24 protein-coding genes are annotated in these 21798 nt (G+C 69.9%); 7 read left to right on the forward strand and 17 right to left on the reverse strand.

The genetic code is table 11. From position 1 onward, the window contains the following. Positions 1-35 precede the first annotated feature (35 nt). Entirely contained in the window at positions 36-296 is a 261-nt protein-coding gene (locus tag HF323_RS10835; RefSeq protein WP_169582587.1) for a DUF6458 family protein, read from the forward strand. A gap of 165 nt (positions 297-461) precedes the next feature. On the opposite strand, the gene HF323_RS10840 is transcribed toward HF323_RS10835, so the two are convergent. From HF323_RS10840 to HF323_RS10850, 3 genes are all read right to left on the reverse strand, one after another. Then, a complete protein-coding gene (locus tag HF323_RS10840; protein WP_169582588.1) occupies positions 462-1328 on the reverse strand; it encodes an AraC family transcriptional regulator in 867 nt (288 codons plus the stop codon). Positions 1329-1477: 149 nt separating this feature from the next. Next, positions 1478-2218 (reverse strand): phosphotransferase, encoded by a 741-nt coding sequence (locus HF323_RS10845; protein WP_169582589.1) that lies wholly within the window; start codon positions 2216-2218, stop codon positions 1478-1480. Between the two features lie 4 nt (positions 2219-2222). Next, the gene (locus HF323_RS10850; protein ID WP_169582590.1) at positions 2223-2681 is read right to left on the reverse strand and encodes a pyridoxamine 5'-phosphate oxidase family protein; all 459 of its coding nucleotides are present in this window, start codon (positions 2679-2681) and stop codon (positions 2223-2225) included. A 311-nt stretch (positions 2682-2992) separates the two neighbouring features. On the opposite strand from HF323_RS10850, the gene HF323_RS10855 reads away from it, so the two are divergent. Then, a complete protein-coding gene (locus HF323_RS10855; protein ID WP_169582591.1) occupies positions 2993-3913 on the forward strand; it encodes an AEC family transporter in 921 nt (306 codons plus the stop codon). 4 nt (positions 3914-3917) lie between these two features. On the opposite strand, the gene HF323_RS10860 is transcribed toward HF323_RS10855, so the two are convergent. The 3 genes from HF323_RS10860 to HF323_RS10870 are packed head-to-tail and all read right to left on the reverse strand — an operon-like array spanning position 3918 to position 5502. Continuing rightward, positions 3918-4166, reverse strand: coding sequence for a DUF6510 family protein (locus tag HF323_RS10860; protein ID WP_317451053.1), 249 nt, complete (start codon positions 4164-4166; stop codon positions 3918-3920). Between the two features lie 20 nt (positions 4167-4186). After that, positions 4187-4912, reverse strand: coding sequence for a ferredoxin reductase (locus HF323_RS10865; protein WP_169582831.1), 726 nt, complete (start codon positions 4910-4912; stop codon positions 4187-4189). Further along, a complete protein-coding gene (locus HF323_RS10870) occupies positions 4909-5502 on the reverse strand; it encodes a sulfite oxidase-like oxidoreductase (protein WP_169582593.1) in 594 nt (197 codons plus the stop codon). Before HF323_RS10870 ends, HF323_RS10865 begins: the two co-directional genes overlap by 4 nt. Positions 5503-5693: 191 nt before the next feature. Between HF323_RS10870 and HF323_RS10875 the strand changes: the two genes are divergently transcribed. Further along, on the forward strand, positions 5694-6254 hold the full coding sequence (locus HF323_RS10875; protein WP_169582594.1) for a DUF308 domain-containing protein: 561 nt from the start codon (positions 5694-5696) through the stop codon (positions 6252-6254). A gap of 51 nt (positions 6255-6305) precedes the next feature. On the opposite strand, the gene HF323_RS10880 is transcribed toward HF323_RS10875, so the two are convergent. Continuing rightward, a complete protein-coding gene (locus HF323_RS10880; protein ID WP_169582595.1) occupies positions 6306-8288 on the reverse strand; it encodes a S9 family peptidase in 1983 nt (660 codons plus the stop codon). A 3-nt stretch (positions 8289-8291) separates the two neighbouring features. Further along, positions 8292-9065, reverse strand: a complete 774-nt coding sequence (locus tag HF323_RS10885; RefSeq protein WP_169582596.1) for an SDR family oxidoreductase — start codon at positions 9063-9065, stop codon at positions 8292-8294. Between the two features lie 45 nt (positions 9066-9110). Here HF323_RS10885 and HF323_RS10890 point away from each other — a divergent pair, with 45 nt between their 5' ends. From HF323_RS10890 to HF323_RS10905, 4 genes are all read left to right on the forward strand, one after another. Next, entirely contained in the window at positions 9111-9599 is a 489-nt protein-coding gene (locus HF323_RS10890) for an NfeD family protein (protein ID WP_188241690.1), read from the forward strand. Next, entirely contained in the window at positions 9596-10564 is a 969-nt protein-coding gene (locus HF323_RS10895; protein ID WP_223169311.1) for an SPFH domain-containing protein, read from the forward strand. The genes HF323_RS10890 and HF323_RS10895 overlap by 4 nt, the downstream gene beginning before the upstream one ends. Then, positions 10561-11340 carry a glycerophosphodiester phosphodiesterase family protein gene (locus tag HF323_RS10900; RefSeq protein ID WP_169582597.1) on the forward strand — a complete coding sequence of 260 codons (780 nt, stop codon included), beginning with the start codon at positions 10561-10563 and terminating at the stop codon, positions 11338-11340. Before HF323_RS10895 ends, HF323_RS10900 begins: the two co-directional genes overlap by 4 nt. Before the next feature lie 135 nt (positions 11341-11475). Further along, on the forward strand, positions 11476-11859 hold the full coding sequence (locus HF323_RS10905) for an RNA polymerase-binding protein RbpA (RefSeq protein ID WP_169582598.1): 384 nt from the start codon (positions 11476-11478) through the stop codon (positions 11857-11859). A gap of 4 nt (positions 11860-11863) precedes the next feature. On the opposite strand, the gene lnt is transcribed toward HF323_RS10905, so the two are convergent. From lnt to HF323_RS10950, 9 genes are all read right to left on the reverse strand, one after another. Then, on the reverse strand, positions 11864-13441 hold the full coding sequence (gene lnt / locus HF323_RS10910; RefSeq protein WP_169582599.1) for an apolipoprotein N-acyltransferase: 1578 nt from the start codon (positions 13439-13441) through the stop codon (positions 11864-11866). Positions 13442-13478: 37 nt separating this feature from the next. Then, a complete protein-coding gene (locus HF323_RS10915) occupies positions 13479-15974 on the reverse strand; it encodes a DEAD/DEAH box helicase (RefSeq protein ID WP_169582600.1) in 2496 nt (831 codons plus the stop codon). Then, the gene (gene tatC, locus HF323_RS10920) at positions 15971-16732 is read right to left on the reverse strand and encodes a twin-arginine translocase subunit TatC (RefSeq protein ID WP_169582833.1); all 762 of its coding nucleotides are present in this window, start codon (positions 16730-16732) and stop codon (positions 15971-15973) included. Before tatC ends, HF323_RS10915 begins: the two co-directional genes overlap by 4 nt. Positions 16733-16798: 66 nt before the next feature. Continuing rightward, complete coding sequence (gene tatA, locus HF323_RS10925) at positions 16799-17059, reverse strand: Sec-independent protein translocase subunit TatA (RefSeq protein ID WP_169582601.1); 261 nt, start codon at positions 17057-17059, stop codon at positions 16799-16801. 85 nt (positions 17060-17144) lie between these two features. Further along, complete coding sequence (locus HF323_RS10930) at positions 17145-18107, reverse strand: WYL domain-containing protein (RefSeq protein ID WP_169582602.1); 963 nt, start codon at positions 18105-18107, stop codon at positions 17145-17147. Next, positions 18104-19102: a WYL domain-containing protein gene (locus HF323_RS10935; RefSeq protein WP_169582603.1), complete on the reverse strand. Its 999-nt coding sequence runs from the start codon at positions 19100-19102 to the stop codon at positions 18104-18106. Before HF323_RS10935 ends, HF323_RS10930 begins: the two co-directional genes overlap by 4 nt. 54 nt (positions 19103-19156) lie before the next feature. Then, complete coding sequence (locus HF323_RS10940; RefSeq protein WP_169582604.1) at positions 19157-20095, reverse strand: hypothetical protein; 939 nt, start codon at positions 20093-20095, stop codon at positions 19157-19159. 9 nt (positions 20096-20104) lie between these two features. Then, positions 20105-21109 (reverse strand): tRNA (adenine-N1)-methyltransferase, encoded by a 1005-nt coding sequence (locus HF323_RS10945; protein WP_169582605.1) that lies wholly within the window; start codon positions 21107-21109, stop codon positions 20105-20107. Beyond that, entirely contained in the window at positions 21106-21789 is a 684-nt protein-coding gene (locus tag HF323_RS10950; protein ID WP_317451054.1) for an HAD family hydrolase, read from the reverse strand. Before HF323_RS10950 ends, HF323_RS10945 begins: the two co-directional genes overlap by 4 nt. Positions 21790-21798: the final 9 nt, after the last annotated feature.

Consider the following 21798-nt stretch of genomic DNA (forward strand, 5'->3'; position numbering starts at 1 on the left):
AGGGCCGACCGTCGCGCCCCGGAAAGGAACCTCGCATGAGCATCGGAGCAGGAATCGCACTGTTCGCCATCGGAGCCATCCTGGCTTTCGCGGTGAACGTCACGGTCGAGTGGGTCAACCTCGACATGATCGGATACATCCTGATGGCCGCGGGCGCCGTCATCTTCATCGTGGGCATCGTCCTGATGATGCGCCGTCGCCGCGCCGAATCCGTCACGCACACCGTCGACCCCGTGGCCGGCGACCGTGTCACGCGTCGGTCCACGAGCACGACGGACGACACCGTCGGACTCTGACACAGAGATTCGAACGGGGCGGGACCGGAAGGTCCCGCCCCGTTCCTTCGTGCGCTGCGTACGCGCACGCCCGCCGCGGGCCACAGCCGGGTGAGGTCGGAAGACATCACCGCAGTCTGTCAGACGGCGGGAGACGGATGCCGCGGCATCCGTCTCCCGGGTCGTTCAGGCTCGCTCGACCGGCAGCCACAGCTCGCACGTCGCGGTGGCGAAGTCGGGGGAGCGGTCGACGACGGCGACCATGGACGGACCTGGCCGCAGCCGCCACGGGTTCGACGGGAACCAGTCGGTGGCCGTCGCAGCCCACGCCTGCTGAAGCGCCGCCGGGTAGTCGCCCGACACGCGGAAAGCCGCCCAGGCGCCGGCGGGAACCTCGATCACATCGAGGTCGGGGGGAGTGGCCGCGCTCTCGGCAACGGCCACGCCGTGAAGGTAGGTCAGTTCGGAGCCCTCCGTGTAGTCGGGGTCGACGTCGGCGCTGACCTGCAGCAGGCCTCCGGGCTCGGCGCTGCTGAGCGCCTTCAGACGCGCGTGCTCCTCGAGCGGCAGCGCGGCGATGTGGGCCTGGATGTGCGGGTTGACCCCCTCGTGGACGAGGGGAACGCGGGCGGCATGTCCGACGAGGCGGAATGCGGGGCGTTCGACGATGTGGGTTTCCATGGGTGTGCTCCCTTCGACGGTGAGACGGAACCGCAGTTGCGGCTGCGCCCGGAGGGGACCGCCATCGCGGCGGACGTCACCCGGCGCGACGCCGTGGACCGCACGGAACGCCCGACCGAACGCCTCGGTCGAGCCATAGCCGTAGCGCACGGCGATATCGAGCAGTTCGCCGTCGCCGACGAGGTCGGTCGCGGCGACGGTCATGCGCCGCCGTCGGATGTAGTCCGACAGCGGCATTCCGGCGAGCGACGAGAACATCCGCCGCAGGTGGTACTCGGTGGTGGCGAGGTCCCGGGCGAGCACGGCGATGTCGATGTCATCCGTGAGACGCGCGTCGACGTACTCGACGAGCCGGTTGAGATCAGCGATCACGGTTTCCTCCTTCGCCATCCAGCCTCCGCCGATCGGGGAGCCCGCGCCCGATCATTCCGGCCCGATCCGATCAGCACGCCGGATTGCGGGGCGGTGCCTCGCGAATCAAATCTGACATAATGTGCATTATCAGCGAATGTGGGAGAGCGTCAGAGCCCGTCGGTGCGCAGGCGCCCCGCGTCCCTCTCGTACATCGCCGCGTGCTGCAGGAAATCGGTGCGTTCGGTCTGGGCGAAGCGGCCGCGCGTGAACTCCGCGAGATCGTCGAGGCGATCGGCCGCGGCCGCAACGACGTCCTGCACGGTGAACCTCGCCCCATAGGCGGCGATCAGCGATTCGAGGCGTGCGCGCCGGTCGAGCGACTCCGCGGCCGGAGCATCCTCGGCGAGCGGCACGATCCGGTACGCGAAGTACGCAAGGTCCCACATCCGCGGCCCCGGTGATGCGAAATCGAAGTCGATCACACCGGAAAGCGCATCCCCGGTGACGAGCAGGTTGTACGTCGCGAAGTCGTTATGACAGATCACCTCGGCGGGCTCCCGGCGCGGGGATCTCCAGGTGAGTGCCGCGTCGGCCGCCAAGGGCACCGACGCGTCGTGGAGACGACGCAGGAGGCGGGCCGCAGCCAGGAGCACGGACTCGGACCAGAGCACCGCGGGTGCGGCATCCGCCAACGTCTCCCCCGGCACGAAGGAGAGCACTTCGCGACCGAGGTCGTCGTAGCCGAGCGCACGCGGCACCCCCTCGATCCCGGCCTCACCGAGCGCATGCAGCAGGCGATGCACGGCCGGCGTCCACGGACCCGAGCCCCGGTGGACCGCGTCCCCCCGGCGCACGACCGGCGTGACGTTGCCACCGGAGAGCACGACGTCGTCTTCGTACGCAGGCATTCGACTACGCCAGCCAGTCGCCATCGCGCATCAGCACGCGGCCGCGGAGCTCGTTCGATTCGCGCCACGCCTGCACGCGCAGGGGCCGCAGCACGAGGAACACGTACGCCGTCAGCCCGCGCGGATCCCAGTCCGCCTGCGCCGCGTACGCGCGACCGATCGCGGCATCGTCGTCGACGCCGACCGAGCGCTCGAGCGTCGCGTCGATCAGCACGACGTCTCGCGTCGGCCCGACAGCCAGCCGCGCCGTCCCGGATGCGTCGATGTTCCGTGCGGTCGCGGAACCCCGCTCCACCGCGATCACGAGACGATCAGCCGTCCACGCGAGCGAGAGCGGGACCAGGTGCGGCTCCCCCATCGCCGACGCCGTGGCGACCCACGCATCGACGGACGGCTGGGCGAGCATCGACAGGGTGTCGACCTTTCGCGTCGCGCGATCACGGGCCGGTGCGGGGGTGGTCATGCCTCCACGCTAGCCACGCACGCGATACGGGGAAAAGAACCACCCCTCGCCGGGCACGTGGCGAGGGGTGGGCAGGGACGCGTCTGAGAGCACGCCTGGGGGAACGTGCGGCGTCGCCCCTGTGTGGGGAGAGGTGTCCTTCTACCGCAGGGCGGTACGAGACGATTCCATGATGGGCACCTGTCGCCGGGCCGTCAAGGCTATTCGGCAATGTATTTGATTATTTTTCCATGAGAGGCTCGCGCCTCAATTGGACCAGGCAGGGGTCGCATCGATTCGAACCACGCACGGGGCATCCGTAGGCTCTCAGCATGCTGGAGTCGCTCACCGGGTTCGTCGTGGTGGGCGTCGCGATCCTCGTCGGGTGGATCATCGGCCGGATCGATCTCCTCGGCGAGCATGCGCGCCCTGTGCTGGCACGATTGACGTTCTTCGTCCTCTCGCCTTTCCTTCTGTTCGTGGTGCTCGCGCAGGCCGATGTGCGCACGCTGTTCTCGGCGCTCCTGCCCGTGTCGGCGGTGACGGCCGTCGCCATCATCGCGTTGTACGTGCTCGTCGCACGGCTCGCGTGGCGCAGGTCCGTCGGCGAGACGATCATCGGCGCCCTGAGCGCCGGCCAGGTGAACTCGAACAACATCGGCATCCCGCTGTCGCTGTACCTGCTCGGAAGCGCAGCCTTCCCGGCACCGGTGATCCTGCTGCAGCTCCTCGTCTTCACGCCCATCACGATGGCGATCCTGGATGCCGTCACGTTCGGTCGCTCGACGCTGTGGCGCTCGGTCGCCCGGACCGCCACCAACCCGATCGTCTTAGGCTCCGTGCTCGGCACGCTCGTATCGGTGAGCGGAATCGAGCTTCCGCCGATCGTGATGGACCCTGCGCAGGTCATCGCCAACGCGTGCGTGCCGGTGCTCCTCATCAGCTACGGCATCTCGCTGCACGGCCAGCGAGTGCTGGGGGCCTCCGGACGTCGGCGCGACATCCTCCTGGCCACGACGCTCAAGCTCCTCGTCATGCCGCTGCTCGCGTGGGTCGTCGCGGAGTTCGTCTTCGGACTCGGGGCGCGCGACGTCCTCGTCGTGGTGGTGCTCGCCGCACTGCCGACAGCGCAGAACGTCTTCAACTACTCGCAGCGCTACGGCGTCGGCGAGACCATCTCCCGCGACACGGTCTTCCTCACGACGATCGGCTGCGTCCCCGTGCTCATCGCGGTGACGCTCGTGCTGGGCTGACCCGTCACGGTCGCCGCAGCTCCCGGAGCATCCCGATCAGGACGCGCACACCGCGGTCGTCGCGCAGGACGGTGAGGAGCGTGTGCGTGCACGAGCGGCAGCGCGCGATCGCGGCGGCCTCGTCGATCTCGACCATGGTCTCGGCGAGGGCGGCTTCCGCCCCGCATCCCGCACACGTGCCGACGAGCGATGTCGCGTCCCCGTCGAGGACGTCGCTCAGCAGCCCGGCGAGAACGTTCCCGTCCACGGTCACGGTGGCATTCTCCGCGCGCATCACGCACCTCCGAAGCGTTCGGTCCGGATCCGCTCCGGTCGATGTCCGAGCTCCACGAGAGCATCGGCGACGTGCTCGACGAAGCCCGTCGGACCGCAGACGTACACGATCGGATCGCGTTCCGGCTCCCATACTGCGCCTGCGAGCCCCGCGTCGTCGAGCCTGCCCACCGAGCCTTCCCATCCGTCGGGCGCCCGGCGCGTGTACACCCACGTGAGGTCCACTCCCCCGGCACCGGCAATGCTCTCCAGCTCCTCGCGATACATCGCCTCATCCGGCCCCCGCACGGAGTAGAGCATTCGAACGGATGCCTCGGTGCCCGCATCCTTCGCAGCCCGCGCCATCGCGAGCAGCGGCACCACACCCGATCCGCCTGCGATGAGCTGAACCGGCTCCTCTCCCCCGGGCCGCCACACGAAATAGCCGCCGAGCGGTCCCTTCACTTCGAGCTCGTCACCGGCTCGCACGTCCCGCACCAGATAGGGCGACACCTCCCCCTCGGGGATCTCGTCGACGCCGAGTTCGATCGTCTCCCCCGGCCCGTACGACGCGAGCGAGTACGAACGCACCGCCTGATAGCCGTCCTCGGCCGTCAGGCGGATGTCCACATGCTGTCCGGCATCACTCCCCGGCCACCCCGGGACCTCCAGGTGGAGGATGCGGGCGGAGGCGGTGGATTCGGCGACGCGGGCGACGCGAGCCGGGCGCCAGCCGCCGACGATCACCAATACCGCTCCTCGCTCCACGGATCGCCGTGCATGTTGTACCCGTTCTGCTCCCAGAACCCGGGCGCGTCTGCGTCCATCAGCTCGAGCCCTTTGACCCACTTGGCGCTCTTCCAGAAGTACAGGTGCGGCACCAGCAGACGGGCCGGTCCGCCGTGCTCGGGGTCGAGCGGCTCGCCATCGAACTCGTAGGCGACCCACGCCTTGCCGTCGATGAGGTCCTCGAGCGGGACGTTGGTGGTGTAGCCGCCGTACGAGTGCGCCATGACGTGCGTCGCCTCGGTGTCGACAGCCTCGAGGAGCGTGTCGATCGACACGCCCCGCCACGACGTCCCGAGCTTCGACCACCGCGTGACGCAGTGGATGTCGGTGGTGATGTCTTCGGCGGGGAGCTCCATGAACTCGTCCCACGTCCACCGGGCGCGCCCCCGCCCGTCCTCGAGGACCGCGAAGGACCACTCCGCTGTCTCGATCCGCGGCGTCGGGCCGGCGGAGAGCACGGGGAAGTCGTCGGTGAGGTACTGACCGGGTGGGAGGGCGGGGTCCGTCTCGCGTCGCCGCGCACCGAATCCCCGTGAGAAGACTGCCATGGTTGCCTCCCTGTCCGACCGGCCTGCACGCTCACCGTAACGCGCTGAGGGAGCCGGAAGCCAGACTCCGGAGCGGACGGATCGATGAACGCGCGTGACGCGACACACGGCGGTGAATGCCGCGAACTTCGAGTTGGGGTCTAGGCTTGGGCCGCACCTTCACAGGCAACTCTCAGAAAGGACACTCTCGCATGTCCACGGAATCAGCAGCCGAGAAGTCGGCCGTCAACGGCATTCGCACCGCACTCGGAGTCGGCGGCGTGCTCGCCGTCCTCGCGGGTCTGTTCATCATCTTCCAGCCCCAGAACGCGGCGTTCGTCGTGACCGTCGTCATCGCGATCTACGCGATCGCCGCGGGCATCGTCTACGCCGGCCTCGGCATCTTCACGAGGAACAAGGGCGGGTGGGCGCGCCTCGGCCACATCGCGCTCGGCATCCTCTTCATCATCGCCGGAGTCGTGGCGCTGGTGAACCTCCAGCAGGCGACGGCCTGGCTCGCCGTGTTCGTGGTGATCCTGGTCGGCATCCTGTGGATCGTCGAAGGCATCGTCGCCCTGTCGACGCTCGGCGACGCCTCCTCGAAGGGCTGGTCGATCTTCTTCGCCATCGTCAGCATCATCGCCGGTCTGTACCTCGTGTTCAGCCCGCTGTGGGGAGCTGTGGTCCTGTGGTGGCTGCTCGGCATCGCACTGGTCGTGCTCGGCATCATCAACATCGTCCGCGCGTTCACCTTCGGCAAGAAGGACCTCTGATCCGCTGACGAGAAAGGGCCCCGGGAGATCCCGGGGCCCTTTCTCGTGCGGTCAGCGAACCGGGAGCTTGCGGTTCCACCAGTCGAGCACGGCCTCGAACCGCTGCACGCGGTGACGCGGCTGGCCCGAGCGGGTGAGCTCGTGGTTCTCTCCGGGGAAGATGAGCATCTCCGCCTCGGTGCCGTTGCGCTTGAGCGCCGCGTAGTAGCGGGTCGCCTGCTCGAGGGGGCAGCGGAAGTCCAGCTCGGAGTGGATCACGAGCGTCGGCGTGGTGACCTTGTCCACGACGGCCATCGGGCTCTGCCGGGCGATGTCCGCGACCGACACGCCGACGTACTCGTCGCCGAAGAACGTGCCGATGTCGCTCGTCCCCTGGAATGTCGCCGGATCGAGGAATCCGCGCTCCACGATCGCGCCGGCGAAGCGGTGATCATGCGCGATGACCCATGCGGTGAGGTATCCGCCGTACGAGCCGCCCATCACCCCGACGCGGGATCCATCGAGGCGCGCATCGGCGGCGACAGCGCCCTCGAGGAAGTCGATGACGTCGTGGAAGTCGACGGTGCCCATCGCCTGCCGGATGCTGCGCCCGTGCGCACGGCCGTAACCTGCCGATCCCCGCGGGTTGCTGTAGACCACGGCGTAGCCGGCATCGACGAGCACCTGGGTCTCGTCGAACAGATGCACACCGTACGCGGCGTACGGTCCGCCGTGGATCTGGAGGATCACGGGGAACGGCCCCTCGCCCGCCGGTGTGGCGACCCAGCCGTGGACGGGATAGCCGTCGCGCCCGTCGACGGTCAGCTCGGTCGGGAGCGCGATTCCGGATGCCGCGGCCGCCGCACCGAACGCGGTGAGGGTGCGGGACTTCCCGCCCTCGACGAGCACGAGTTCACCGAACGACTCGGGCGTCGACACCGCGGCGACCACGACCCCGCCGGCGGCGGCGTGGCCCGTGACCTCGACGTCACCCGCGAGGACCTCGCTGACGTCGCCGGCGCGCGTCACGCGCAGCAGGCGCATCCGCCCGCGGGTGGCGTCCTGGACGAGGAAGTCGTCGCCGACCGGCGTGATGTGACCGTCGCCCAGGTTGATGGACTCCTCGTCGGTGAGCCGGCGCGGGCCGACACCCTCCGCGAGCCAGAGACCCACACCGGGCGCGATGAAGTCCACGCCGTCCTCCCCCACTTCGTGGGCGAGAAGTGCCACCGTGCCATCGGCGGCGACGTCGAGGTCGAACACCGAGAGCCCCGCCTCGCGCGACAGCACCTCGCGTGGGGAGGAGCCGTCCACGGGTATGGCGATGAGGCGGGTGCGAAGATCGCGGCGCGTGGACTCGATCTCGTCCACCGTGGTGAGCACCTCGGCGCCGTCGGGTGAGAAGGCGAGTCCCGAGTGCGACGCCGATCCCTCGGTGAGCTGGCGCGGCTCGGCGCCCACGACCGGCTTCTTCGGGGGCTGCTCACCCTCCGGGAGCACCGCCGGGGCGGGTTCGTAGAAGGGCTCGGCGTCCGTCTCGGGCACCGTCACGACGAAGACGTGCGCGGGGCGGTCGGCGAAGTAGCCCAGCCCGTTGAAGTGCCAGCGGATGCCCGTGATGTGCCGCGGCGCCTCGGCCGAGGCATCCAGCCCCTCGACGCTGCCGTACCGACCGGGCTCGGGCACCCGGGCGAGATACGCGAACGAGCGCCCGTCGGGAGCCCACGCGAACGTCTCGACGCCGCTCGGCGCATCGGTGGCCTGCACCGGCTCACCGCCGTGAGCGGGGATCACGAAGATCTGCGGGCGGCCCTTGGCATCACCGCGCACGAACGCGACGCGCGTGGAGTCGGACGACAGCCGGGGTCCGGAGTCGGCGACGCCGCGGGTGAGCCGCCGGGGCGTGCCGTCCGGCAGGTCGACGCGCCACAGCTGCCCGACCCCGCGATTGGCCGTCAGGTCGGGACGGGACGTCGCGAAGATCGCGAACGAGCCGTCGGCCGCGATCGCGGGGCGTCCGACCGAGATGAGCTTCTCGATGTCGTCGGCGCGCACGCGTCACTCCCCCGCGAACGAGCTGGTGTCCCCGACGAGGCGGGTGTTGTCGTCCGGGACCGGATCCAGCGCGGCTCGGGCGACCTCGGCGGCGAACTCGGACACGTTGTAGAGCTTGCCGGCACCCTCGCGGCGTGCGGCGATCGCTCCCGGGTTGGCCCGTTCGAGCAGCGTCGCGGTGATCGTGCCCTCGATCATGTCGCCTGAGACGACGACGAACTCGACTCCGCGCTCGGCGAGAGCCGGGATGCGCTCCCGCAGGGCGTCCTCCCCTGCCCGCTTTGAGAGGGCGACCGGCTCGTACTCGGGCATGGTCGGGGTGGTGCGGATGAAGTGCGCCTGGTGGCTCGTGACGAAGACGACGCGGCCGCCCTCGCCCAGGAGCGGCAGAGCGGTCTCGAGCACGCGCACCTGGGCGTCGCGGTTGAGCTGCAGGGCGTAGTCCTCGGCCATCCCGGATTCCATGCCGCCCGAGGCGTTGAGAACGAGGATGTCGAGACGCCCGAAAGCGCGCTCGACCTCGGCGAACATGGCCTGCACCGACGCGGCATCCGTCAGATCGGCACCCACCACCAGCACGTCCACACCGAGCTCGCGCAGCTCGGCGGCCAGCTTCTCGGCGCGGGGCGCCTTGTTGCGATAGTTGATCACCACGTCGGCTCCCGCCTGTGCGAGGTAGCGCGCGGTGTCGGCGCCGATGCCGCGCGAGGAGCCGGTCACGAGGGCGGTCTTCCCGGCGAGCGAGGCGGCCGGGAGCGGGGTGGGTGTCTCAGTCACGCCCTCGACCCTACCTGCTAGGTTCGAGGGACGAGGAGGCGCATCGTGGAGCTCATCCAGACCATCGAACAGTACGCGTGGATCGGGTGGCTCGTGCTCATCCTGGCGTTCCTCGTGATCGAGATGCTCACGCTCGACTTCACGTTCCTGATGCTGAGCATCGGCGGCCTGGCCGGTCTCGGCGCAGACCTCGCCGGCGCCCCGATCTGGCTGCAGGTCATCATCGCCGCCGTGGTCGCCGCTGTGCTCGTGCTGTTCCTGCGCCCCCCGCTCCTGCGGCGCCTGCGCCGCGGCGAGGACCCCACGCCGTCCAATGTCGATGCCCTGATCGATCTCGGCGGCCGCGTGGTGGCGACCGTCAGCGCTCACGGCGGACAGGTGCGCCTCAGCAACGGCGACGTGTGGACGGCCCGCACCGAGAGCGGCGAGCTCGAACCCGGCACCGTCGTCACCGTCAGCCGTATCGACGGGGCCACCGCCGTCGTCCGCCCCGCGAACCCCGCCTCGACCCCCACGGAGGATCCCCGCGCATGAGCGACCTCGAAACCTTCATCCCGACCGCCATCGCGTGGCTGCTGGCGATCGCGGTCTTCATCTTCGTGCTGGTCGTGATCGTGCGCTCCATCCGCATCATCCCGCAGGCCAACGCGGGCATCGTCGAGCGCCTCGGCCGGTACCACAAGACCCTCACCCCCGGCCTCAACCTGCTCGTCCCCTTCATCGACCGTCTCCGGCCGCTGATCGACATGCGCGAGCAGGTCGTCTCGTTCCCGCCGCAGCCGGTCATCACCGAGGACAACCTCGTCGTCTCCATCGACACCGTCGTCTACTTCCAGGTCACCGATGCACGCGCGGCGACGTACGAGATCGCCAACTACCTCGGTGCCGTCGAGCAGCTCACCACGACGACGCTGCGCAACGTCGTCGGCGGGCTCAACCTCGAGGAGGCGCTGACCAGCCGCGACAACATCAACGGCCAGCTTCGCGTCGTCCTCGACGAGGCCACCGGCAAGTGGGGCATCCGCGTCGGACGGGTGGAGCTGAAGGCCATCGACCCGCCCCACTCGATCCAGGACTCCATGGAGAAGCAGATGCGCGCCGAGCGGGACCGGCGAGCCGCCATCCTGACCGCCGAAGGATCGAAGCAGTCGCAGATCCTCGAAGCCGAGGGCCGTCGTCAAGCCGAGATCCTCAAGGCCGAGGGTGACAAGCAGGCCCAGGTGCTGCGCGCGCAGGGTGAGGCCGAGGCCATCCAGACCGTGTTCGACGCGATCCACAGCGGCAACCCCGATGACAAGCTCCTCGCGTACCAGTACCTGCAGACGCTGCCGAAGATCGCCGACAGCGCGTCGAGCAAGCTGTGGATCATCCCCAGCGAGTTCACCGAGGCGCTCAAGGGACTGAGCGGCTCGTTCCTGGGCGCGGCGACTTCAGCCGCACCGTCCGCGCGCGCCGGCGCCGAAGAGAAGGCGCCGGGCCTGCCGCCGACCGCGTCGTGACGCGTCATCCCTGGTTCGAAGGCGTCCCGACGCCGCGCGTGCTCGCCCACCGGGGTCTCGTGACGCCCGGAGACGCCTCCACCGGCGTGGCCGAGAACTCGTTCGCGGCCGTGGCCGCGGCGCACTCCGCCGGTGTCGACTACGTCGAGTCGGACTGCCACCTGACCGCCGACGGTGTCGTGGTCCTGTTCCACGACGACGACCTGTCGAGGGTCACCGGCGATCCTCGGCCCGTCGCGTCGGTGCGCGCGCTCGAACTCGAGGAGCTCATGTCGGGGCGCGGCGGGCTGCTCACGCTGGCGCAGGCGCTCGAGGCCTTCCCCACCGTGCGGTGGAACCTCGATGTCAAGGCGCCCGCTGCGGCCGAACCCGTCGGTCGCCTGGTCGCGGGGCACGGAGAGCGCGTGCTCCTGACGAGCTTCTCGGATGAGCGTCGCCGTGCGGCCCTGGCGTCCGCCGACGCCGCCGGGCGAGGCATCCGTCCTGCGACATCGGCCGGGAGCGAGACCATCCGCCGCCTCGTTGCCGCGCTCGCGCTGCACTCACGACGGCGCGTGGCCCGAGCACTGGAAGGAATCGACGCGCTCCAGGTGCCGGAGCATCAGCGTCGCCTGCGGATCGTGACGTCGCGGCTCGTGGCGGCCGCCCACGAGCACGGCGTCGAGGTGCACGTGTGGACCGTGAACGACCCCGGCGACATGCGTCGACTGGTCGGTCTCGGCGTGGACGGGATCGTGACCGACCGGGCCGACGTCGCCCTCCGCGCTCTGCATTGAGAGCACCGGGATTCCGGCCGCGCGACGTCCGTGCGGGGCTGTGCATCCACTGTGAAACGCGCCCGCGGAGGGGCCTTTCGGATGATCCGCCCAGGTGGCTTCGTTATACCTGTACAGCGACGAGAGGACCACACAATGGCAGACCGCAGCTTGCGCGGCATCCGACTCGGCGCCCAGAGCCTACAGAGCGAAGAGGGCGTCGTTTTCCATGAGCGTGCACAGCACATCTACACGTGTACGGCCTGTGGCCGTGACACGACCCTGACTTTCGCGGCCGACGCCGAGGTGCCCCCCGCCTGGGAGTGCCGCACCTGTGGCGCGGAGGCGCTCCTGCGCGTCGGCGACGGAACCGCAACCGTCGACCACTCGGGCGACAAGACGCCGCGCAGTCACTGGGACATGCTGCTCGAGCGCCGCACGCTCCCCGAGCTCGAAGAGCTCCTCGAGGAGCGCCTCGCCTACGTCCGCGCCCGTCGCGGCGCCGGCGAGGACGTCACGATCGACAAGATCAGCGCCTGACGACTCACAGACCCTGTGCGACGCCGGCTCCTTCGGGAGCCGGCGTCTTCTTTTCCCGCCGACCCGCGGCGACGACGCCCGCACCGAGGGCGATGAGGGCGGCGAGCGAGCCCCAGCCCAGCAGCGCCTGGACCCAGGGCCCCGTCACGACCGCCGGGGTGAGCCCGGTTCGCAGCGGAACGTCGGTCAGCATGTGTCCGGGCTCGCCCGCGGCAAGTCCGTCGATCGTCGTGCCGTCCGGCGCGATCACCTGACTCGTTCCCACCGTCGACAGATTCACCACCGAGCGACCGGTCTCGATCGCACGCATGCGCGCGAAGGCGAGCTGCTGCAGGTTCTCGTCGGTGTCGCGGAAGTCGGCGTTGTTCGTCTGGAACATGTACACCTGGGCGCCGTCCCGGGCACCGGTCCAGATGACCTCGTCGTAGATCACGTCGAAGCAGATGGCCAGCCCCACTCCCACCTCGCCGAGATCGAAGAACGGCGGGTTGGTGCCGGGCGTGTACTCGCGCTGAATCAGCCCGATCAGGTCGGGGGCCAGCGCCTCGTAGAACCACCGATCGGGTACATACTCCCCCATCGGCACCGGATTGCTCTTGTCGTGGATCTGCACGGCGCCCTCGCCGGCGACCCACAGCATGGACGTGTTGAAGGTGTCGTCACCGCGCGTGGTCGCTGCGTTCACGATGAGCGGCGCGTCCACGCGCTCGGCCAGCGCGTCGAGCGTGCGCGCCGTGCTCTCGATCGCGAGCGGATCGGAGTCGATCCCGCCCTCCGGCCAGAGAAGCACGTCGACCTCCTCACCGAGCAGTGGAGCGGATGCCTCGAGCTGCGCGTCGAGCACGTCGCCGGGTTCCCGGGGGTCGAAGTATCCCGACGGACCGTTTCCCTGCACGCTGCCGACCCGCAGGGTCCCCGCCGACGAAGTGGGGAACGCCGGCACGAGCAGCAGGATGACGGCGAGGGACACCGCGGGCACGGCGGTGCCGACGTCGCGCCATCGCCCGAGCCGCGCCCACTCGATGACCGCTGCCGTGAAGGCGACCATCATGAAGGTGAGCCCCGCGACGCCGGTCCACGACGCCAGGTGCGCCAGCGGGCTCTCCGACTGGCTCATTCCGATGCGCGCCCACGGGAAGCCGGTGTAGGGCCAGGAGCCCATGAACAGCTCGCGAGCCGTCCAGAGCCCGCCGATGAGGACGGGCAGAGCGACGAGACGCGCCCACCGAGAGGGGAAGAGCCGGGGCATCCAGCGATACGCCAGCATCAGCGCGATAGAGCCCACCGCCACGAAGACCGTCTCGATCCCGGCGAGGGCGAACCAGGGCACCACACCCAGGTAGCGCGTGATCCACATGATGTGGACCAGGTAGAACGTCGCGCCGAAGACGAATCCGACGAGAAGCGCCCCCCACGCCGAGCGTCCGATGAGCGCCACGAGCGAGAGGGCGACGCCGACGAACGCGAGCGGCCACCAGCCGACCGAGGGGTAGGCGAGGTCGAGCACGACGCCGCCCACGACGGATGCCAGGACGGCCGCCCACAGCGGCAGGAGCGGTCGAGGCGGGGCGGCGAGAGGCACGGATCCAGCCTAGGTCGCGCGAACTGTGGAGCCGCTGTCAGACGCCCGAGTACGCCACGATCCCGCGACGCACCGCGTCGAGCGCCTTGCGCGCCGTCGCCGCCAGCGGCCCCTCCGCCACGATCGAGAGCTGGTCGAGCAGGTCGATGGTCTGCTTCGACCACCGCACGAAGTCGCCCGCGGCCAGATCTGCCTCGTCGAGCACCCGGTCGAGCATCGCCCCGCGGGCCCAGGAGTGCATCGCCTGGGCGAGACCGGCGGCGATGGGCTCGGATCCGGGAAGCCGATGCTCGCGTTCGAGGTCGTCGAGGCGCTGCCACAGGTCGAGGGTGTCGGTGAACGCCGTGCGGAACGGCCCGCGCGGGAGCCCCCGCTCCCCCGGCCCGCCGTCATCGCGCCGGGGCTCGTAGACCAGGCAGCAGGCCAGCGCCGCCAGCGCGGCAGGATCCAGGTCCTTCCACAGTCCGCGGCGCAACGACTCCGCCACCAGCAGGTCGCGTTCCCCGTAGATGCGCCGCATGGTGCGCCCGGCCGGAGTGAGGACGGTCGCATCGTCCTCGATGCGCACGTAGTCGAGCTCGGTCAGCACCTCGACCACGCGGTCGAAGATGCGCGCGACGGTGCCGGTCCGGGTCTCGATCTGCTGGCGGAGCTTGTCGATCGTGCGCCGGAGCTTCCAGTACCTCTCGGCCCAGCGAGCGTGGTGCTCGCGATCAGGACACGAGTGGCAGGGATGCCGCTGCATCCGTCGGCGAAGCGAGGCGATCTCCTTCTGGCGCTTGTCGCGCGCGGCCCTCGTCGCATTCGCATCAGTGCGGTTGAGCTTCTCGATGTCGCTGAGATCGCGCCGGATCGCCGAGTACTCGGTGAAGTCGCCCCGATCGCACGTCATCGCCTTCTCGTACCCCGCGAGCGACTCCTCCTGCTCGCGGACCTGCCGGGCGATGCCCACGACGGCGCGGTCTGCCTGGAACTGCGCGAACGAGGACTCGAGGATCTCCCTCGCGCGCGGCCGGCCGAACTGGTCGATGAGGTTGACCGCCATGTTGTACGTGGGGCGGAAGCTCGAGTTCAGCGGGTAGGTGCGGCGCGAGGCGAGGGCCGCGACCGCCTGCGGGTCCAGTCCCTCGGTCCACTGCACGACCGCGTGCCCCTCCACGTCGATGCCGCGGCGCCCCGCGCGGCCGGTGAGCTGCGTGTACTCACCGGACGTGATGGCGACGCGTGCCTCGCCGTTGAACTTCTCGAGCTTCTCCAGCACCACCGTCCGCGCCGGCATGTTGATCCCCAGCGCGAGGGTCTCGGTGGCGAAGACGACCTTCACCAGCTTGCGCTGGAAGAGGTCCTCGACGACCTCCTTGAACGCGGGAAGCAGCCCCGCGTGGTGCGAGGCCACACCGCGCTCGAGGTTCTCGAGCCACTCCCAGTAGCCCAGGACCGCGAGGTCCTCATCGTGGAGCGTGCGCGTGCGCTCCTCGACGATCGCACGGATCTCGGCGCGCTCGTCCTGGCTGGTCAGCCGCACGCCGGCACGGCGGACCTGTTGGACGGCGGCGTCGCAGCCCGCCCTGCTGAAGATGAAGAAGATCGCTGGGAGCAGGTTCGACCGCGCGAGCAGCTCCACGACGTCGGGCCGGTCCAGGCGCTCGATGCGATGCACGTTCGCGGACCGAACCGGGCGCTTGCCGCCTCGGTTCGGGCGTCGGCGGGATGCCTCGTACCCGGCGTTACGCGCGCTGTTGGTCGCCTGCACGCGACGGTTGTTCTCGAACGCAGGACCCTTGAAGGATCGGATGCGCATGAGCTCCTGGTTGACCTGCGCGGTGGCGATGCCGGCGCGATCGTCGAACAGCGGGAGCAGGTCGCCGCGCACCAGCACGTGCTGCTCGAGCGGGACCGGCCGGGTCTCGGACACGATGACCTCGGTGTCGCCGCGCACGGTGTCGAGCCAGTCGCCGAACTCCTCGGCGTTGGACACGGTCGCCGAGAGCGACACGAGTCGCACGCTCGGCGGGAGGTGGATGATGATCTCCTCCCACACCGCGCCGCGGAAGCGATCGGCGAGGTAGTGCACCTCGTCCATCACGACGTACCGCAGTCCCCGCAGGGCGGGCGAGTCCGCGTAGAGCATGTTGCGCAGCACCTCGGTGGTCATCACCACGATGCGCGCGCTGCCGTTGATGTTCGTGTCGCCGGTGAGGAGGCCCACCTCGTCCGCGCCGTAGACGTCCTGCAGTTCGCGGAACTTCTGATTGGACAGCGCCTTGATCGGAGTCGTGTAGAACGCCTTGTCGCCCGGTTCGCGCATCGCCAGGTGCACGGCGAACTCGCCCACGATCGTCTTGCCCGCACCGGTCGGGGCCGCCACCAGGACGCTGCGGCCCTCCTCGAGGCCGCGACATCCCTCGAGCTGGAACTCGTCGAGCGTGAAGCGCTGCGCTGCCGCGAAGGCCGCGGTGATCGGGTGCGTCCGGTCGAGCGCCGCGGACTCGCGCGCCCGCGCATACCGCTCCGCTGGACCGGGGTCGGTCATGCGGGAGCCTCGGGCGGCAGGTACTCCACCGCGCGCTTGGCCTTGCGTCGATCGAAGAGCATCGAGAGCCCCGCCGCCGCGAAGAACAGCACGACGAGGATGCCCGCGAGCATCAGCATGCTGATCACGTCGGCGGCGGGCGTCGCCAGCGCGGCGAAGATCACCGAGATGAGCACCGCGACGCGCCAGCCCCGCAGGATCGCGCGACCCGACATGACCCCGGCGAGGTTCATCGCGACGAGGAACACCGGCAGGATGAACGAGACGCCGACGACGACGAGGAGCTTGAACACGAAGTCGTAGTAGAAGAGCGCGTCGTAGAACTGCGCGCCGCCCTCGGGGACGAACGTCGCCATGAGCTCCACCACGTGCGGCATGATCAGCAGGCCCACGTAGCAGCCGGCGAAGAAGAGCGGGATCGCCGCGGCCATGAAGCCGACGGTGTAGCGGATCTCCTTGCGGGTGAGGCCGGGCATGATGAACGCCCAGATCTGCCAGATCCAGATCGGCGCCGAAAGGAGGATGCCGATCGCGAAGGAGATCCGCAGCCGCATGTCGAACGGGCCGGTGATGGTCTGGTACATGAATTCGACCTTGCCCTCCTGCCCCGCCGACTCGGCGACGACGCGGATGGGCTCGGTGATGAGCCAGATCACCGGATCGGTGATGAAGAAGGCCACCACCATGCCGACGATGAGGGCCAGCGCGGCCCACATGAGTCGCCGGCGCAGTTCGACCAGATGCTGGCCGAGCGACATGCGCTTCTCACGCCGCGTCGAGTCGCCCTCGTGCACGCGCGGCGGTCCCGCCGTTGCCACGGCGGGTCAGGGCTTGGATTCGGCGGTTCCGCCCGCGTCCGTGCGCACCTCGGTCGACGGAGCCTCTGTCGAGGCGGCGGTTCCGGCAGCGGGAGCCGAGTCGGTGCGAGTGGTGTCGTCGTCCTTCATCGCCTTCATCTCGCCCTTGAAGACGCGAGCAGACTGACCCATGCTCTTGGCCAGCGCCGGCAGCTTCGCCGCGCCGAACAGCAGCAGGATCACGGCCAGGATGATGAGGAAGTGCCACCCCGTGAGGCCTTGCAGCATGTCGATTCCTTTCGGCGGGTCCGGAATCAGTGTAACCCGCGGGTTGTCACGCCGGTGCCGTGTCGGCGAACTCCGGGTGAACGCATCAGCGGTACTGGGCGAGGCCCGCTTCGGCCCATTCCGCCGCGGCGCGGCGCGCCGCCGTCGGTTCGAGCACCTCGACCTCGCCGCCGCGGCGGGCGGCCAGCCGGCGCAGGCTCACCTCGTCGGCGACGCGCATCGTCGCGACGGTGACGCCGCCGGAGGTCTCCAGCGCGGCTCGGTCGAGATAGTCGCCGAGCAGACGGGCGACCTGCTCGGGGAAGCGGATGCGGGCGACGAAGTCGTCCTCGCCCGGCTCGAACCACCCCGGCGCCGGCTCGCCGGCGTGGGTGATCGGGATGTCGGTGAGCTGCAGGTCGCCGACCCGGTCGAGATGGAAGGTGCGCATGGCCTCTCGCAGGTGGCACCAGCCCTGCAGGTACCACTGCCCGTCGGCGATGTGCACCTTGACCGGGTCCACGGTGCGCGTGGTCGGCTGCGCGTCGGGAGCCTTGTAGGTGAACGAGACCGCCACTCCTCGGCGCAGCGCACCGGCGACCGTATCGCGCACGCTGTCGACGGGGCTCGGAGCGACGATGACCTCGGCCGGCGTGCTCGAGGCCCCGCGGGCGAGCTTCGCGAGAAGCCCGGCGAAGAGCTCGGTGTCGCCCACGCCGGGGATCGTGCGTGCGAGCTGCAGCCCCGCCAGGAGCGCGGCGGCCTCGCGCGCGGTGAGCCTGGGGGCTCGTTCGAGCCCGACCGAGTTGGTGATGACGATGATGTCCTGGGTGTCCAGCAGATCCCAGTCGATGTCGAAGAGGTCGTTCGCCATCTGCCAGTACCCGCCGTCACCGGGCAGGCCGATCACGGTGAGCTTCTCGACCATCGCGCGCATCTGTTCGGGCGACACGTCGAACTCGTCGGCGGCCTCGGCGATGGAGACCTCGCCCTTGCCGATCAGATACGGCACGAGCTGGAGCATGAGCGCGGCGCGATCGGTCGCGACCAGCGGCTTGCGCGCGCTCATCCGGCGACCGTCGCGTTCAGATCGCGGGCGGCGGCGAGCCGTTCGATGACGCGGTCGCGAAGCTCGGCAGGCTCGACCACCCGCACCTCCGGACCGTATGACGCGAGCTCCTCCGCGAAGATGTGCACGTCGACGTACGGCACGTGGATCCCCTGCTCGGCGGGCTGGGCCCGCCGAGCGAGACGAAGCGCGGCCTCCGTGCCGGGATTGACCTCCAGCAGGGCACGGCTGCGAGCCGCGACCTCTTCGAGGCCGCTCAGCGCGCGGTCGCCCGCCCCCTCTCGGAGCGCTGCATCGAAACCCTCCCGCGTCACGGTCACGGCGCCGACGATGCGCGAGAGCAGGAACGTGCGGTCGGCCCCGACGTTCAGGTCGATTCCGAAGACGTGCCACCGCGCTTCGTACTCGACGAGAGCGAGCGGCTGCACGCGGCGCGTGCGGGGTGACTCTTCGCCGGGTTTCAGGTAGGGGAAGGTCACCACGCGGCACTGCTCGATCGCCTGCTGCAGCGCGGGGAACGACGGGTCGCGCAGGCTGATGCGCGGCGAGTACCCGATGATCGGCTCGTCGACGGGGATGCCGAGGGCCCGGATCTTGCGCAGCCCGCTGCGGGCGTCATCCGACATGGAGCTCTCGCTCCACACTCCGCCGGCCAGATTGAGCAGCGCGAGCTCGGCGGGCGTGAACTCGATGTCTTCGGGCAGCGCATATTCCGCCGTCGGCACGCGGTAGCGGGCCTCTCGCAGGTCGTCGGGATCGGCCCAGTCGCCGATCGTCTCGATCGGGACCCCGAGCCCGCGCAGGCTCTCCTTGTCGCGTTCGAACATCTTCTCGAGCGCGTCCTTCGACGCGCCTGCGACGCTCTGCTCGCGATAGCCGGCGACCGACGTGAGGATCGTGTCCTTCGTCAGCCCCTGCTCGGTGGCCATGAGCGCGACCACGAGGTTGACGAGCCGCTCCTCGGGCGGATTCTTCGCGGGCGCGTTGGCAGGCACCCACTCATCCTAGGCTCGCCCGTGCGCGCGGGCCCCACCTCGGAACGGCCGTGTCTACTGCGCGGGAGCCGGCTCGTCGAGTCCGAGGATGTCGAACACGAAGACGGTCGCCTGCTCGGTGCCGCCGTCCTCGGCGGGCACCACGGCCATCACCTGCGATCCGACGGTCTGGCCGACGAGGATCTCGCTCATCGCCTCGTCGTCCGACAGGGGAATCGACTGCGGCTGTGCGGTCTCCCACGTCGAGTTGAGCTGCTCCTTGTCGTCCCATCCGACGGCGAGCACATGCGCGCGCACCGTCGAGTCGGCTTCGACAGCCGGACCATCGCCCTTCTTGAGGGTCTGCACGACGATCTCGTCGGGGGCCTCGCCGTCGGGGACGACGACGCCCGGCGTACCGTCGGGTGCGCGCACGACAGCGGGCAGGCCCATGCCGCTGTTGAACTGCAGCGCGCCGTCCGCGGCGGGACGGTACACCTTGCGCACATCCACCACGGCGACGGCAGAATCGCCCTCGGCCAGGCCGACGCTGCCGGCTGCTCCCGGGTCGATCCCCTCCGGGCCGACCGCGATCGCGATGCGCGATCCTTCGGACGCGCACTGCAGAGCGTCTTCGAGCACGGGGAGAGGCTCGGCCCACTGCGAGAGCGGGACGGGCTGCGACAGATCGCCGTTGTAGGCCGTCGACACGAGGCTCTCGCCGGTGTCGCCGGAGAACAGGGTCAGATCGATGACCACGAGCTGGTCGTTCGACGTGATGGGCACGTCGCCACCGCCCTGCTCGACGTCGGCGAACGACGACTCCGAGGCGTGGAACGGCGTGTAGAGCTCGACCTCGGGCGCGGCATCCGTCGACCCGCTCACCTGGATGAGGTCGAGCGTCTCCTCGTCGGGGGCGGGACGAGAGCAGTCGGAGGCACCCGGAAGCGAGCAGCCGGCCAGACCGACGGCCGTGAGTCCGAGGATCGCGAGGGCAGCGGGGATCTTGCGCACCGGAACAGTCTAGGCCGAAGCGTCCTCGTCGCCCGACGCGGCCGCCAGGCGCGCGCCCTCCGCCGCCTTCTGCGCCTCGCGCACCCGCTTGCGAAGGTTCTTGTCGGTGATCTGCCGGTCGCCGACGGCCCCCGGAGTCCACAGTTCGACATCCTCATCGCCGTAGCTCGACTTCGAGGCGCGGCGTCTCACCTCGGGCGGGATCGCACCCGGCGCGAGTCGCCGGGCCCACAGGAGGAAGCCGGTGTGAGCCACCATGCGGTGGTCGGGACGCACCGCCAGCCCCTCCACGTGCCAGCCGCGAACCATCGTCTCGCTGGCCTCGGGGTCGGTGAACAGCCCGCTGTTGCGGATGTACTCGGCGACCCGGCTCAACTGCGTCGCGGTCGCGATGTAGCACAGCACCACGCCGCCCGGGGTGAGCGCGTCCGCGACGGCGTCGATGCACTCCCACGGGGCCAGCATGTCGAGGACGACACGGTCGACGGATGCCGGCGCCACCGCATCGGGGAGGGATTCGACGAGGTCACCGACGACGACTTCCCAGTTCGCCGGCGCCTCACCCAGGTACGTCTCCACGTTGGCGCGAGCGACCTCGGCGAACTCGGGACGGCGCTCGAACGAGATGAGCCGGCCCTCGCTTCCCATCGCCCGCAGCAGCCACAGCGAGAGCGCGCCCGAGCCGACGCCCGCCTCGACGACGACCGCGCCGGGGAACACGTCGGCCTCGGCGATGATCTGCGCCGCGTCCTTGGGGTAGACGATCGCGGCGCCGCGGGGCATCGACATCACGAAGTCGCGCAGCAGCGGGCGGAGCGCGAGGTACTCGTGACCCCCGCTGTTCGCCACGACGGAGCCGTCGGGCTGGCCCACCAGCTGCTCGTGCTTGAGCACCCCGTGATGCGTGTGCAGCTCGCCGCCCTCGCGGAGCGTGATCGTGTGGAGCCGGCCCTTCGGACCGGTGAGCTGCACCCGGTCTCCGAAGCGGAAGGGCCCGCGCGGGCGTTCGGTCATCGTGCGGCCTCCTTGGCGCGGTGGGCGGAGTGGAACGCGGCGATGTCGTGGGTGGTGCGCCCCTGGAGGGTGGGCCACACGGCGTGCGCCCCGGCTCCGTCGATCGAGACCATCAGCGGCACGCCGATGACGGCGGCTCCGGATGCCACGGCCGAGCGCAGTCCGTTCGGTGAGTCCTCGATCGCGACGACCTCGGCGGGCGTCACGCCGAGCGCCTCGCACGCCTGCAGGTAGGGGTCCGGGAAGGGCTTGGGGCGCGTCGCGTCGTCGCCGGCGATCACGACGTCGAACGCGTCGAATTCGATGAGATCCACAACGGTATCCGCCATCCGGCGCATCGACATCGTGACGAGTCCGGTCTTGATGCCGGCGGCCCGCAGGTCGGCGAGGAGCTCGCGCGCTCCGGGACGGAAGGGCACACCGGTGGTCGCGAGCCGGGACATCACGTCGTCGGTGAGCCGGTCGATGATGTCGTGCACCCCCATGCGGACACCGGCCTCCTGGAAGATCCGGGCGGAATCCTCCAGCCCGAGACCGACGAGGCCGAGCGCCTGCTCGTGCGACCACGTGCCTCCGAAGCTCTCGACGAGGGGCGTCTCGGCCGCCATCCAATACGGTTCGGTGTCGACGAGGGTGCCGTCCATATCCCACAGAACGGCGGCCAGAGGCGGAGGATTCACTGCTCCATG

Origin of the sequence: Microbacterium sp. MF43 (genome assembly GCF_012847295.1) — a bacterium.
Taxonomy (GTDB): Bacteria; Actinomycetota; Actinomycetes; order Actinomycetales; family Microbacteriaceae; genus Microbacterium.

Excerpts from the sequence above, each read along its gene's own strand:
- HF323_RS10835 (WP_169582587.1), top strand. The coding sequence starts at position 36 with ATGAGCATCGGAGCAGGAATCGCACTGTTCGCCATCGGAGCCATCCTG.
- HF323_RS10845 (WP_169582589.1), bottom strand. The coding sequence starts at position 2,218 with ATGCCTGCGTACGAAGACGACGTCGTGCTCTCCGGTGGCAACGTCACG.
- HF323_RS10850 (WP_169582590.1), bottom strand. The coding sequence starts at position 2,681 with ATGACCACCCCCGCACCGGCCCGTGATCGCGCGACGCGAAAGGTCGAC.
- HF323_RS10855 (WP_169582591.1), top strand. The coding sequence starts at position 2,993 with ATGCTGGAGTCGCTCACCGGGTTCGTCGTGGTGGGCGTCGCGATCCTC.
- HF323_RS10870 (WP_169582593.1), bottom strand. The coding sequence starts at position 5,502 with ATGGCAGTCTTCTCACGGGGATTCGGTGCGCGGCGACGCGAGACGGAC.
- HF323_RS10875 (WP_169582594.1), top strand. The coding sequence starts at position 5,694 with ATGTCCACGGAATCAGCAGCCGAGAAGTCGGCCGTCAACGGCATTCGC.
- HF323_RS10895 (WP_223169311.1), top strand. The coding sequence starts at position 9,596 with ATGAGCGACCTCGAAACCTTCATCCCGACCGCCATCGCGTGGCTGCTG.
- HF323_RS10905 (WP_169582598.1), top strand. The coding sequence starts at position 11,476 with ATGGCAGACCGCAGCTTGCGCGGCATCCGACTCGGCGCCCAGAGCCTA.
- HF323_RS10915 (WP_169582600.1), bottom strand. The coding sequence starts at position 15,974 with ATGACCGACCCCGGTCCAGCGGAGCGGTATGCGCGGGCGCGCGAGTCC.
- tatC (WP_169582833.1), bottom strand. The coding sequence starts at position 16,732 with ATGTCGCTCGGCCAGCATCTGGTCGAACTGCGCCGGCGACTCATGTGG.
- tatA (WP_169582601.1), bottom strand. The coding sequence starts at position 17,059 with ATGCTGCAAGGCCTCACGGGGTGGCACTTCCTCATCATCCTGGCCGTG.
- HF323_RS10930 (WP_169582602.1), bottom strand. The coding sequence starts at position 18,107 with ATGAGCGCGCGCAAGCCGCTGGTCGCGACCGATCGCGCCGCGCTCATG.
- HF323_RS10945 (WP_169582605.1), bottom strand. The coding sequence starts at position 21,109 with ATGACCGAACGCCCGCGCGGGCCCTTCCGCTTCGGAGACCGGGTGCAG.